Annotated in this window: 11 protein-coding genes; 9 read left to right on the top strand and 2 right to left on the bottom strand. The window is 53.4% G+C overall.

Going from position 1 to position 13,979, the window contains the following annotated elements:
• Positions 1 to 32 precede the first annotated feature (32 nt).
• Positions 33 to 413, bottom strand: coding sequence for a winged helix-turn-helix transcriptional regulator (locus MKX64_RS04205; protein ID WP_095265430.1), 381 nt, complete (start codon positions 411 to 413; stop codon positions 33 to 35).
• Between the two features lie 279 nt (positions 414 to 692).
• Between MKX64_RS04205 and MKX64_RS04200 the strand changes: the two genes are divergently transcribed.
• A complete protein-coding gene (locus MKX64_RS04200) occupies positions 693 to 1,271 on the top strand; it encodes an NAD(P)H oxidoreductase (RefSeq protein ID WP_095265429.1) in 579 nt (192 codons plus the stop codon).
• A 363-nt stretch (positions 1,272 to 1,634) separates the two neighbouring features.
• Complete coding sequence (locus MKX64_RS04195) at positions 1,635 to 2,804, top strand: DUF4317 domain-containing protein (protein WP_095397560.1); 1,170 nt, start codon at positions 1,635 to 1,637, stop codon at positions 2,802 to 2,804.
• 193 nt (positions 2,805 to 2,997) lie between these two features.
• Here MKX64_RS04195 and MKX64_RS04190 read toward each other — a convergent pair whose 3' ends face one another.
• A complete protein-coding gene (locus MKX64_RS04190; RefSeq protein ID WP_244908173.1) occupies positions 2,998 to 3,111 on the bottom strand; it encodes a putative holin-like toxin in 114 nt (37 codons plus the stop codon).
• Between the two features lie 157 nt (positions 3,112 to 3,268).
• On the opposite strand from MKX64_RS04190, the gene MKX64_RS04185 reads away from it, so the two are divergent.
• The 7 genes from MKX64_RS04185 (at position 3,269) to MKX64_RS04155 (ending at position 13,659) form a co-directional block, all read left to right on the top strand.
• Positions 3,269 to 3,838, top strand: a complete 570-nt coding sequence (locus MKX64_RS04185) for an SF0329 family protein (protein WP_095397559.1) — start codon at positions 3,269 to 3,271, stop codon at positions 3,836 to 3,838.
• 143 nt (positions 3,839 to 3,981) lie between these two features.
• Complete coding sequence (locus MKX64_RS04180) at positions 3,982 to 5,142, top strand: cobalamin-independent methionine synthase II family protein (RefSeq protein WP_341035393.1); 1,161 nt, start codon at positions 3,982 to 3,984, stop codon at positions 5,140 to 5,142.
• Positions 5,143 to 5,424: 282 nt separating this feature from the next.
• Positions 5,425 to 8,796: a HEAT repeat domain-containing protein gene (locus tag MKX64_RS04175; protein WP_341035392.1), complete on the top strand. Its 3,372-nt coding sequence runs from the start codon at positions 5,425 to 5,427 to the stop codon at positions 8,794 to 8,796.
• Positions 8,797 to 9,052: 256 nt separating this feature from the next.
• A complete protein-coding gene (locus tag MKX64_RS04170) occupies positions 9,053 to 9,634 on the top strand; it encodes a TetR/AcrR family transcriptional regulator (RefSeq protein ID WP_095267973.1) in 582 nt (193 codons plus the stop codon).
• 41 nt (positions 9,635 to 9,675) lie between these two features.
• Complete coding sequence (locus MKX64_RS04165; protein ID WP_095267958.1) at positions 9,676 to 10,965, top strand: cytosine permease; 1,290 nt, start codon at positions 9,676 to 9,678, stop codon at positions 10,963 to 10,965.
• A gap of 4 nt (positions 10,966 to 10,969) precedes the next feature.
• The gene (locus tag MKX64_RS04160; protein WP_155618936.1) at positions 10,970 to 12,085 is read left to right on the top strand and encodes a DUF917 domain-containing protein; all 1,116 of its coding nucleotides are present in this window, start codon (positions 10,970 to 10,972) and stop codon (positions 12,083 to 12,085) included.
• Positions 12,082 to 13,659 carry a hydantoinase/oxoprolinase N-terminal domain-containing protein gene (locus MKX64_RS04155; protein WP_155618937.1) on the top strand — a complete coding sequence of 526 codons (1,578 nt, stop codon included), beginning with the start codon at positions 12,082 to 12,084 and terminating at the stop codon, positions 13,657 to 13,659. The genes MKX64_RS04160 and MKX64_RS04155 overlap by 4 nt, the downstream gene beginning before the upstream one ends.
• Positions 13,660 to 13,979 lie beyond the last annotated feature (320 nt).

Raw genomic sequence — 13,979 nt, 5'->3', positions numbered from 1 at the left:
TACAGGAGGAGAGATCCGGATGAGCGCGCGGCTCATGAGTCATGGAACTCCTCCAGCACCTTGGATTTATCTCCATATATTTTATCCAGATGATCTTCACCCCAATAGCATAAATGGTCCAGCGCGGGCTTCAATCCCCAGCCGTAGGGCGTTAACTCATACTCCACTTTCGGAGGGACTTCATTATACACCTGGCGTGTAATGATCTCATCCTTCTCCAGACCTCTGAGCTGCGTGGTCAGCATTTTCTGAGTAATTCCGGGAATTAACCGGCGCAGCTCGGACGTCCGTTTCCGTCCTGTCATCAAATGATATATAATGAGCGGCTTCCACTTTCCACCCATGACTTCTAAAGCGGCTTCCACGCCGATTTGATACTTCTTCTGAACGGAATCATCCATCTGTTCACGCATTCGCTTAAACCTCCGTTAAAAGGCTGAGTTGGGCTCGGAACAACCTGCCGAATCCATGGGATCCATACGCTCCTTAGGTCAGGTCCCTTAGGTCAAGGTCGTCCCTTTGTCGCTGCAAGGGGAATTACGCAGGGCACCTCCATGTTCCTAGGGCACCTGCATCTCCCTATAGCACTTCAAAGTGCGTTCTTCCAGCCCCGTTTCTTACTGTTTATAATAGCATCAGCCAGAGATCATGGCTAGAAATGAGCGATTGCGAAAGGTAGTGGGGATACCATCATGAACGTGTTAACTGTCGTTTCACATCCGAGGCAGGATTCCTTGACCTTCAAGGTGGCTGATCGGTTCGTACAAGGTCTTGCTGAGGCGGGTCATGAGGCGGAGGTGCTGGATTTGCACAGGATTGGTTTTGATCCGGTTCTGCAAGGCGCAGATGAGCCCGATTGGACCGCTTCGGAACAGATCTTCTCTCCTGAAGTAGAGAAGGAAATCAACCGGATGAAGGCGCATGATGCGCTGGCGTTTGTTTTTCCAGTCTGGTGGTGGCATTTGCCGGCGATGCTAAAGGGATATATTGACCGCGTCTGGAACAATGGGTTTGCATATGGGGCCAACCACCTTCATCATGAGCATGTGTTGTGGATCGGTCTGGCAGGCGTATCGAAGGAGCAGATGCAAAAGCGCAACTATGATGAAATGATCACCCATCTGCTGAATGTGGGCATTGCCGATTATTGCGGTGTGTCCAATTCCAAGGTGGAACTCCTATACGAGACCCTGGATTCCAAGCCTGAGCACTATGACATGCTGCTGAATCAGGCTTACCGCCTAGGGCTTAATTATGGTAAGGATCATTAAGTAACACGGCGGGTCAGCGAGGATGTCGGGGTTCGCTTTGGCGGAAAGAAGAAGAGGGGGAGCTATGACCCGGTATCCAGTCCCCCCATCATATCATTCCACGGCCATACACAGGCGGTGGAATTTTGTGCTACCCTCAAATGGTGTCATTTTTTCACAAATGAAATCTTTGGCATACGCTCTATGACAGTTCTATGAACTGGCTGCAACAAGAGGGCTATGCAGGCTTCGGTTAAATATAGTAATCAAATGAGAGGGCTTGTTGAATCGGCAGGCAAGTCGTTCAGCTTCGCTAGCGAAGGGGGTGTATATCGTATATACTGGTAGAGCCAATTTAACTTTCTAGGAGTTGTCTGACACACTATGATCAAGAAGGAAGTCGCACATATACGCAAGCAATTTAAGCTCGATAACGATCTGCTGAAGATCGACGACATTCTGAACGTATACATTATGAAGGAAACGAACGAAATCTATCACTGGGAGCGGCAGCCGTTCGAATTGTTGGACCGGGAGAAGCAGGAGCTGTACATGGGCAATTTCAAAAAGCTGCTGACCGGTGAACTGGATCATAAGCTGTTCGAATTGAAGTTTCAGGCGGATACGGGGGAACCGACGCGGGTGATGCTCCACCAAGGGCTGTCGACAGGAGATCCGGAAGAGTGGCAGGACCTGATGCTGATGTTGGTGGACAAAATGATGGAGGATGCCAAGTATGAACGGGATACGGTTGTCACGTTCGTTCGCGGAACTTACTACCGTCCGACCAAGGCCCGGAATGAGGAAGCCGAGGAGACCGGCAAGGATGAGGTGTTCGGGCATCCATTCATCCTGTGCAGCGTCAATTCCACCGAGAAGCACCGGAAGACGCTCCTGTTCGATTATGTAGAGAAGGAATTCAAGTACAATGTCATCGTGGATCCGATTATTAAATTGAGTACACCGGAGCAGGGGTTCTTCTACCCCAGCGTGACGGACAATTATTCCGATGTGAATCGCATTCTGTACTGCACGGGCAAATCGAATGATCCGAACCCGCATTTCATCGAGCAGGTATTGAATGCCGAAAGGTCTATGACCGCCATGGAGGAGCGGGGCGTCTTCGAGGAGATCGTGAAGGAAGTGGCGGGCGAACAGCTCGACGCCGCTACGCTCGCCCATGTATATGAGGAAATCAACGCTGTCATTGAAAGCAACCAAGAGGCGGAAGAGCCGCCGAGGCTGGATTATAAAGATGTGGAGCGCGTGCTGACCGTCAGCGGTGTGGAGGACGTGACACCGGAAAAGGTGGAGCGAGCGTTCGAGACGGTGGTGGATGACCGGAATTATGAACTGAAGGCGAGCAGTGTGATTCCTAAATTTTCGTCCAAGTCGATTAAGATTAATACGAAGGTCGCCACGATCTCGCTCAGCCCGCAGGATTTAAGGTATGTGAAGCAGGTGAACTACCAGGGGAAACGCTGCATTCTGATTGAGGTCGATGAGGATGCCGTCATTGAAGGTTTTACGCTGACGACGGAGACGCTGTTATAGGGGCGTTCGTCGCACCGGAATGGATCTCGGACTTTTCTGCAGTTACAATGCGGGGTAATTTTATGGTACAATATGTATATAATAAAGTGGAGCGAGGATGCTGCTAACATCCCCACTCCTGACAACAGCCGCTTTTAAGGGCGGTAGGCTGTACAAGGTTCAGAAATAGGTCGTCACCTTTGCCTAGGGCGGCCTATTTCTTTTTGTTTTGGTTCAATGCCAAGACAATCGTGACGACCAATCCGATAAGCGTGACAAGCAGCGAACCGAATTGCATCATTAATGTCAAAGCATCCTTAACCTCCACAGGCATCACCTCCCTTCCGGGAGACTAGCCGACCGCCCATAACAGCCATTCTGTTGTATGGTTAATTATACCATATCGGAAGAACAGCGCCTATGATGCCGCGTTCGCAATTTGGTTGAACTTTATGCAAAGGAAATATTGTTACATAGGAGGATCCATGGCCTGGAGCAAATTAAAGCAGCAGCTGGAGAGCTTTCTCTCTCCCTCGTTAAATGGAAGGGTCGAGTACCGGGCAACCAGTTATCGTTATTTGCCGGATAAACCCGGCATTTGTTATCTGGCCGTCGATAAGAAGAATGTGCTCAATATGAGTGATACAGCAGGCCCTATACGTTGGTATCAGACCGAGCAGGAAATCAAGAATGACCCGAATATCCAGGTTCCTGTCACCCCCGATGAAATCGAAGCGGTCCGAAAGGATACGAAAGGAACCGTTCCCGAGGATCGTCTACAGGTGATTGCAAGAAACCGCAAAATAACCGAACTTGCCAAGGAGCTTCTGTCCGCCCAGGCCGCATTAAGCAAATCCAACTTTACCGTAGCAGCGACGGCGTATTTAGCGACTTCGATAGAGGAAAGCCTGGAGAGCCGTGACATCCTGTTGAATATTCTAGCCTTGATGGACAGGCGTGTTGGCAAAAAGCGAATGCTGAACATGGCGGAAACAATAAAGCTAAAGCATCCCGCTGTGCAGTACTTTTATGAGCTGCGGCGGAGTATGCTGTGAGCCATATACTTCTCTGGATACGGAGAACTCCGTATCCTTTTTGTTATAGCTTTTACCTATAGCTAGTTATGATTTATTGGTATGCCTTCTAACGCCGCTCCTCATGATATGATTCTCGATATACAATACATGGGGGGATTTACATGACGGATAAGTTTCAAATCGTGGGAAGTTTGCTGCGTCCGGAAGAACTGCTGAAATATAAAACACAGATTGAACATCGTGACGATATACGATACCCGTTTTATGAGGATTTTGAAGGGTATGCCGAGTGTGAGACAGAGGCGATCAAGCAGGTCGTTAAGAAAGAGATCGAGCACAACCTGTCGGTGGTTACGGACGGCGAGTTCTCCAAGTCGATGTGGCATCTGGATTTTGTATGGGGCTTTGCTGGAGTTGAGCGTTATATCGCCGACCACGGCTACTATTTCCGGGATGTGGACGGAACCTCGAAATATGAGACACGCAAGGATATTGGGCTGCGCATTACGGGCCCGCTGAGCGGCAAGAACCATCATTTCATCAAGCTGTTCAAGCAGCTGCAGGATTTCGCAGGCGATCACCAAACGAAACTTTGTGTGCCGTCCCCTTCGCATATCTACGGTGAGCTGTCCTGGTCGGATAACATTGGCGGCACCGATGCTGTGTATCAGAACAAGCAGGAGCTCAAAGCGGGCCTGGTGAAGGCCTATAAGGAATTTGTGTCAGAATTCGCTGCGGCAGGCGGCAAGATCCTGCAATTCGATGATTGCTTGTGGGAGCTGTTTGCAGACGACAACCCGAACTCTCCGTTTACCGGGGAGCATGTTAACCAAGAGGAAGTACAGGGTCTGGCCACGGAATTCATTGATATTAACAATACTTTGATTGACTTCGGACATAGCCTGGGCTTGAAAATGTGGACGCACAACTGCCGGGGGAACTACGATTCCCGCAACATGGGCGGTGGATCCTATGCGAAAATTGCCAACCTGTTCCTGAAGCAATTGAAATATGACCGCTTCTTCCTGGAGTGGGATGATGATCGTGCAGGTTCAATTGAGGCACTGGAGGTGTTCAAGGACAGACCGGAAACCGAAATTGTTCTAGGCCTGCTGTCCTCCAAAACAAGCACGCTGGATGATGAGGAACGCGTCATCCGTCTGCTTAACGAAGCCTCCAAAATCCTTGATAAGGATCGACTGCTGCTCTCGCATCAATGCGGCTTTGCATCCTGCGATGGCGGTAATGAGCTAAGCGAAGCCCAGCAATGGGCGAAGATCGATCAGGGTCAAAAGATTGCCCAGCAATACTGGAACGAGTAAGTTCGGATAACCATCCGCATCATTGAGCTAATAGGGATGACTCAGAGGGCCTATCATGGCCCTTGCGAGGCATCTTTTTTTTGTATGCAGCGTCTCTCCCCGGCTCAAGGCAGAAACCCCGATCAGGAGGTGAAATGTTGCATCGAACAGGAGAAGCCTTCCCTTATGAAGAAGTTATATACTTCCAGGCAAACTTGTACTAATCGGGGTGCACGACGGCGGTCAGTCGACCATATGCGGAGAAATTAGGGATCGCTTACAGGAACATGAGGGGAGAAAATAATGATAGATAACCATGATCTGATGAACAAAGAGCTGTTGCTCGCGGAGCTGGATTCCCTGGGTTATTCGGACAGGATGAAGCGGATGGCGCTTCTGGGGCGCCAGCATACAGGAGATGCGGATTATTCGGCGCTGCTCGTATCCTTGCTCGAAAGCGGCACCGCCTATGAGGCGCATTTAGCCTTGACGGGAGCGGGTGTGGTGAACGATGCTCGTGCGGTTATGTTGGCGCTGAAGCACCCTAAGGCAGGGGTCAGAGGGCGGGCGGCTAGACTGCTGCCAGAAGTGGTGACAGATCCGGACCATTCGATTGAAGCTGAAATCGCTATGATGTCCTATCATTGCCGACGCCAATTGCTGCGGAGCATCGTGAATACATATCGTCAGGATTGGGCAGAGCGGCTGCTGCCGCTCGTGCTCGACCGGTGGGGGGCACAAGAAGCGTCCTTATTATTGGCCGTGTGCAGCGAAGAGACGGTTCACTCTAGGCTACCGCAGCTGGGGTATGCCTTGCACAATTGGCGGCTCCTAACGAAGAACCATCCCGATCTGGTTGCAGCATATTTCAAGAATGCTTTACAGAACGCAACACAACGGGAAAAGGCCGGTGTATGGTGGACCCTCTCTTCCGCGATTGAAGTGCTGAGTGCTTCAAGACCAGCAATCGTGCTGGAATGTGCCTTGCAGCTTGGGCCGAAGGAAATAATTCATCCTGTACTCAAGCAGCAATTGGGCATTCTGATTCAGGCCAGCCCTGAGGATGTATTCGAGCTGCTGACACGAGCGGAGGCGCGGGGATATCTTCTGAATCATGGCGTTCCGGCAGGCGTGTTGAAAAAACGAAAAATGTTCACCATAGCGCAGTGGACCACACTGGCGGCACTACTCGCAGATCAGCCGGCGCATCTAGCCAAGGTGCTGGATACCCTTGCCCCGTCTTGTCGCGAAGCGATATTTCATGCCGCTTATAAGGAAGACGAACGGAAGACGCGCGTGTTCCCCATGCCGCTGCTGGACGTACTGCCGCACCGGCTGCGTGACAAGGAAGCTGCCCGCATGCTGGAGCTTCGCGACATTCGTGATGACCGTGAGAACATGCTCGAAACGACGGCACGTCTTCTGATCGTTCATGCCAGGGAGAAGCTGGAGCAAGCCGTTCAGGTGAATAATAGCGATGAGCGTGCTGCGGCTTATGCCCATCTCATTCGGTGCACGGCGCTATCCCGAAGCGGAATGGATGAGACGCTGCGCTTCCTGACCCGAATCAAGAACGACCAGGATCCCGTGCGCTGGCAAGTGATGGTCGAGCTCTCAAACTGTCCTGCCCCCATGTTTAAAGAAGAGCATGTGAACGATCTGACTGTGCTGGTGGATAGCGTGGTGGAAGCCAGGGACACTTCGTACGGGACAAGATCGGCGACGGAGAAGCTGGCTTTTGCCCTGCTGCGTGAACATGCCGCGGAGCCGAAGGGCGTGCTGTTTAAGTTCGCTCTGAGAACGTTTGGAAGATTGACGATGCGCGACGGTCAGTTTGCGCTCTTCTGGATGAATTGGGATAGCATCCCAAGCTCTGCACTGGAAGCGTTGTTTGATGAGATTTATGCCTTTGGGGTAGAGGCGAACAAGCGTGAAAACGTAAGTGTGGTCCTGCATATGGCTGATTTGTTCGGAAAAGCCGTGGATCGATTGCCGAAGCTGCAGCTTCTGCTGGAGGAGCTGCTGAAGGCCAAGGTGGTACCGACGCAGGCGGTCCATTATTGGCTGGCGCCGTATAGAACTCGGGATGCGAGGGTTAGAGAACTGCTGGACAGAGATCCATCCTTCATCTCATTTCACGATGTGTTTATGCATCTGCATCTGAAGCGTCAGGAGTGGCTTACCCCGTTCATCTCGGGGAACATCATCCAAGGCAAGCATTTATCAGGAAAAACGATTTATGTCGTGCCCGCCTCTAATGGATTTCATCGGTGGCTCCCGCGTCAGCAAAAGGCATTCGCCTCTCTCTTGGAACGGGTGGCACTGGATGACAAGCGGAGTTTCCATGAACGTGCGTCGGCGATGCGCAGCTTGGCCGTTATGCCGGATTATCGCTCCGATCAACTGAAGGTCCTGCTGCAGGACCAAGAAGTGCATGTCGTTGAGGCAGCGCTTTACGCCTATTCGTTATGGGAAGAGCCGGAGCAGGCACTTCCTGTATTGCTGGATCATCTCGATGGAGACCGTGCCCGGGTTGCCATGTACTCGATCCCTAGATGCATGCGCAGGGTAAGCCCGGTGACGCTGACATCAATGCTGTCGGATCTGCTGAATCGTGAGAAATTGAAAATCACGGTGAGAAAAGAGGCCATTCGGTTGCTGGGAGCTTATAAAAGCAGTGAGAACATGACGCTGCTCATTCGCGAATACGAGAAACCGAATGTACACAAAGACGTGACGATTGCGATAGGTCATGCCGCCAGACAATGGCTCGATGATGAACGCAGCTGGACCATGTTGCGTGACATGGCTGCTTCTCCGCAGCGTGATATCGCAAGAAGCCTGCTTAACCAATATGCTGGTGGACTTCCCGTGCAGGACAGGTCAAGGTATTTACAATTGATTATCGAGATCGCAGGACATGCTGATGCTGTTGTGGCAAGAGAGGCCTTCCAAGTCATGAGCCAATGGGTGAATGGAAGTGAGGAGAAGGTGGCGGCCTCCGCAAGCAGAGCGATTCTGGATATGGAGGACAAAGGCAGATGGAGGGCCGCGATGGATACGCTCATTGCGGCATGTTATGACGGAAAGGTGAATGATCAGGTCATCAGCGTCTGCACACAGCTGGCCGACATGAAGACGAAGACCGAGTGGAATGCTGCTCCGGAGAGAGACCTTCCGGAGCGACAGCGTCTCGTGGCTTTGATTGACAAGCTGACCTCATTGCCTCCCAATGCAAGGCGGGTGCTTGTTCCTTTATATACGGGCTTGATTGATGCTCTTAAATCCCAAGAAACCCTGAAACCAGCCGTGATTAAGCTATATTTGGCGATGGTTGAATGGAACCAGGCGGATCTGGCTGCCCTGCATTTGGAGCCTGTGATTCAATTGGTGGATTCACATCCGTATCTGCTTGACTACGCTTATAGGCAGATCGCTCAGGCAGCCAGTGCCAGTCAGGCGTATTGGAGTCCGGAGGCCATGCTGGCCCTGGTGGACCATTTAAGAAATGGGCGGCTGGTTGCGGCCCAATATATCGGGCTTTCTTTGCTGAAGATTGCCGGAGCATCGCTATTGTGGAACAAGGCTTGCACTGACCGATTAAGAGCATACCGGAATCATGAGTTGGAGGCGATTCGTCTGGCGGCACTGGATATTTGGACCGTGCTTGAATAGAACATCTATGCATCCAAGATGGTTTGCGTGCAGTGCATAAATTTATGTTTTCAGAAGAGGTATCCTTTGAGTAAGGATACCTCTTTTTGGCATGGGGAGTGCTCTGTGCCCCAGGTTACATCGCCCTACATAAACGGTTGAACGTATAAAGATTCGAAAACAATTGAGAAGTGTCGTGAAATGGATTGATTTTTATGCAGAAGGATGTATAATCTACTTAATTAACGTTAATTAAAACAGGAAAAAGGGGATGGATATGACCAGAACGAAGCTGAAAGAAGCGGCCTTGAGGTTGTTCGGGCAGAAGGGCTACGATGGAACGGCATTATCGGAAATTGCGAAGGAGGTCGGCGTCAAAACCCCGGCGATCTACGCCTTTTTTGAGAGCAAGGAAGATCTGTTCATGTCCGTCTTCGAAGAATCGATGAGCGTCTATAACGAATATATCCAAGCGATGGCAGAAACGAGCAAAGGCATGAGCACGGAGAAAAAACTGCATGCGCTGCTGGTTCGCCAATACGATTTTCACCGGAACAAGCGGGAGCTTGCTGTATTTGCCTTCCGGTACTTATTGTTCCCGCCCGATTTCTTGCTGGATCGGATGCAGGAGGCGTTTGGGCGTTTCGATACGATGCTAAGCGACATTATCCGCGAGATCATGCAGGAAGGTCTGGAACGCGGCGAACTCGCCGTCGTCCCGATTGAGAACCTTGTGGATTCGTACCTTACCTTGATGGACGGGCTGAGCATTCAATATTACTACTATCAATCGCCGGAGCTGTTCGAACGGAAGCTGAAGCATGCTTTTGAGATGTTCTGGAGATCCGTCAGCGCTTAGGCAATCAACAAGAATATAGAGAGCAGAGGGTAGAGTGGAGTATGAGCAACGAATTGAAAATACAAGATTACGAGCGGGAGCCTGTACCCCAGCATTTACGGAAATCATGGTTCTCGATGGCATTCATCTGGATTGCAATCGGCATTGACTTGTCCGCGATGTTTCTGGGTGCGCAGCTCGGCGCAGGCATGAACATCGGCGACTCGCTTACAGCGGTTATCGTCGGTTCAGCCATACTGGGTCTGATCGGGGCAGTCTGCGCATATGTCGGAGCCAAAACAGGGCTGTCGACAGCCATGATCAGCCGGTTTCTGTTCGGGAACCAGGGGGCGCTCATCGTCTCGGTTATTCTCGGCATTTCATCACTGGGCTGGTTCGGCGTTCAGGTCGGCTTCTTTGCTTCTAACTTCCAGACGGCGTTAAGCGAGCTATGGGGCTGGCACTGGTCGCTCTCAGTATTGTCGATCATCGGCGGACTTCTTATGATGTCCACGGCGATCTGGGGCTACAGAGCGATTGAGAAATTAAGTGTCTGGTCAGTGCCGCTGCTGGTCGTATTTATCATTATTGCGCTGGTGATGGCGCTGAGCGGAGAAGGCGGAAGCACCGTCTGGTTACCGTTCGAGGGTGAAGCCCTCCCGATGGGGACGGCCATATCGCTGGTTATCGGTATCTTCATTCTCGGAACGGCGCTGTCCCCTGACATCGCGCGCTGGGCCAAAACGCCAAAGCATGCGATTACCGCAGCGTTTATCGGTTTCTTTGTCGGCAACAGCTTCATGACGATCATTGCGATCTTCCTGTCGCGCTCGATGGATTCCGACGATCTGACAGGCATTCTTCTGACGCTCGGACTCGGGATTCCGGCGATTCTCGTGCTGACGCTTGCGCAATGGACGACCAATACGAACAACCTATATTCCGCGGGACTGGGCTTCTCTGTCGTATTCAAACGGGTGCCTAAATCGGTCATTACGATTATTGCAGGCCTCATTGCGACGCTGCTCGCTTGCTTGGGGATTTATGACCGTTTCATGACGTTCCTGACGTACATTACGATGCTTGTTGCACCGCTCGGCGGCATTTATACGGCTGAATATTTGCTCGTGAACAAAAATCGCTTCTCGTTTGAAGGGCTGAACAGCAATCGGAGCTGGATTCCACGCTCCATCATCGTATGGATCATCGCGACATTCTTCGGGTTCATGACCACGATGGCTCCGGATGGGCTCGGATGGTTCCAGGTGACGCAGGTTCCGGCGCTGGACAGCTTCCTGATCGCATTTATCGCACAAGCAATCATTGGCAAATGGGTCGTAAAGAAGGGATGAAAGCATGAACAAGACAACCAGATTAACCACATTGGATGAACAATCCATCGAATATATCGCGATTGGCGCTGCGGTGCTTGGCACAGGCGGCGGGGGAGATCCTCATGTCGGAAAATTGATGGCGATGGAGGCGATCCGTGAGCATGGCCCGGTGCGCATCGCGCAGCTTGAGGAGCTGGACGATGAAGGGCTTATCGTGCCGGTATCAATGATCGGAGCACCGACGGTGATGCTGGAGAAGATTCCTTCGGCTGAACAGCTGACCAAACCGCTTGATCTGATGGAACGTGAACTCGGCCGCAAGGTGGATGCCGTTATGCCGATCGAGGTCGGCGGCGGCAACTCGCTCGTTCCGGTCCTTGCGGCAGCACAGCGCGGCATTCCGCTCGTCGATGCCGATGCGATGGGGCGTGCGTTCCCTGAATCGCAGATGGTGACGTTCCATCTGGAGGGCATCCCCTGCAGCCCGGTGGCGATGGCGGATGAGCGCGGCAACAGCGCGCTGATGCATACGATTGATGGCGTATGGGAAGAGCGGATGGCGCGTGCGCTGACGGTGGAGATGGGAGGTTCGGCCTCCATCTGCGATTATCCGGTATCCGGCGCGCAGGCGAAGCAGAGCGCGATCGGCGGCACGCTGACGCTCGCCTATGAGATCGGGCGGACGCTGTTCGAGGCGAAGCAGCAGAATCTGAACCCTGTGCATGAGCTGCTCACGAAGCTGAGCGGTTATGCCTTGTTCCATGGCAAGGCCGTGGATATCCGCCGCCGCATGGACGGCGGGTTTACGCGCGGGGAAGCGGTCTTTGAAGGTACGGGGGAGAACAAGGGAGAGACGATGCGGCTCTTTTTCCAGAATGAGTTCCTGCTTGCCACCGTGGGCGATCAGCCACTCGCGATTACGCCAGACCTCATTACCCTGCTGGATCAGGATACGGGCATGCCGGTAACGACAGAGAACTTGAAGTACGGGGCCCGGGTGACAGTGGCCGGTTTGCGGTGCGATGAGAAGTGGCGCACGCCCAAAGGCATCGAGACCGCCGGACCGAGGTATTTCGGTTATGACTTTGATTATGTGCCGATTGAGACGCTGGCATCGAAAGGAGGTGCGGCGAGATGACCGAGGTTACAGCGGCTAATGCAAATCAGATGTACCGCATCGGCATTGATGTAGGGGGCACGAATACGGATGCTGCCCTGCTCGATTCCGACTTGCGCTGCGTGCACAAGGTGAAGGTGCATACGACGGCTGACGTGAATGAAGGCATTGTTGAGGCGGTTCGTCTGCTGCTTCAGGAAAGCGGCGTAAATGGCTCTGACATTCGCTATGCGATGCTCGGCACCACGCATTGCACCAATGCCATCGTGGAGCGCAAGCATCTCGGCCGGGTCGGGCTGATTCGCATCGGCGCTCCGGCAACGACGGCCGTTCCGCCGCTTGCTGGCTGGGACGAATCGCTGCGTGCGGCGATTGGGCCGCATAGCTATATCGCCACCGGCGGCTATGAGTATGACGGCCGCAGGATCGCCAGCCTGGACGAGGAGGAGATCGCCGAGCTGTGCCGCCGGATGAGCGGAGAAGTGGACGCGGTGGCGGTGTGCGGGGTATTCGCTCCGGTGAACCGGGAGCAGGAGCAGCGGGTCGGAGAGATCGTGCGCGACGTGTTGGGGGCGGACATGCCGGTTACGTACTCCAGCGAGATTGGCAGCATCGGACTGCTCGAGCGGGAGAACGCCTCCGTGTTGAACGCGGCGCTGCTGCAAGTGATTGCAGGCGTGGTGCGCGGCTTCGAGAAGGCGCTCAATGGCTTCGGCATTGATGCGCAGCTGTATATTTGCCAGAACGACGGGACGCTCATGAAGAGCGAATATGCGCTCCGCTACCCGATTCTGACGATTGCGTGCGGACCGACGAATTCGATTCGGGGCGCGGCGCATTTATCCGGGCTGAGCGACGCGCTGGTTGTCGACATCGGCGGCACCACGACCGATATTGGCGTGCTCGTGCAGGGCTTCCCGCGCCAGTCCTCGGCAGCGGTGGATATCGGCGGCATTCGCACGAATTTCCGGATGCCGGATATTCTGTCCATTGGCCTCGGCGGGGGTACAATCGTCCGGCTGGACGATGCAGGCGGCGTGACCGTTGGCCCGGACAGCGTGGGCTACGAGCTGACGACACGGGCCCGCATCTTCGGCGGGGATACGCTGACGACGACGGACGTGGCCGTGAAGCTGGGCCGGGCCGCATGGCCGGGCACCAACGCGGATGCGGTGGACGGCGCGGTATGCGGTAAAGTGGACGCCGTTATCCAGCAGAGTCTCGAGGATGCCATTGACCGGATGAAGACGAGTGCAGAGCCGGTGGATGTCATTCTGGTTGGCGGCGGCAGCCTGCTGGTGCCGGAGACGCTGGCCGGGGCAAGCCGGATCATCCGGCCTGACCACTATGATGCGGCGAACGCCATCGGCGCAGCCTTGGGGTTGGTGAGTGGGGAGTCGGAGCGGATCTATTCGCTGGACGACTGGAGCTATGACGACGTCATCCGCGATGCGAAGGAAAGCGCCGTGAACGAGGCCACTGCTGCCGGCGCGAACTCGGAGACGGTTGAGATCGTGTCTGTTGAGGACATTCCGATTGCCTATCTGCCAGGCAATGCCCTGCTCGTGAAGGTGAAGGCTGCGGGTAAGCTGTAACCTAACGCACATGGGATTGGCCGCCCTTAGCAGTATCAACTCGGTATGAGTATATGCGTGCATGAACCTGTGTGCATCGCATGCATTCATGTCGTGTAGCGGTGCTCGCAGCGAAGGGCACGGACGATAGCAGGATGAAAATGGCGGTTCGGATTTAATTCCGGACCGCCATTATGTATATTCGGATATCGCGGCCCGACACTAGCCATCGATCATCGCGAAGTGGCTGAAACGTCCTCTGAACGTTCGGGCAAACTGCGGTGGGGCAGCAACCTTCCTTTTTAATTCGAATTTATGGGAGTATGCTCCTCTGTCGGTTT

This window comes from Paenibacillus sp. FSL M8-0334, from assembly GCF_038000405.1.
Taxonomy (GTDB): domain Bacteria; phylum Bacillota; class Bacilli; order Paenibacillales; family Paenibacillaceae; genus Paenibacillus_AQ; species Paenibacillus_AQ campinasensis.
This window is presented reverse-complemented; position numbering and strand designations above follow the sequence as displayed.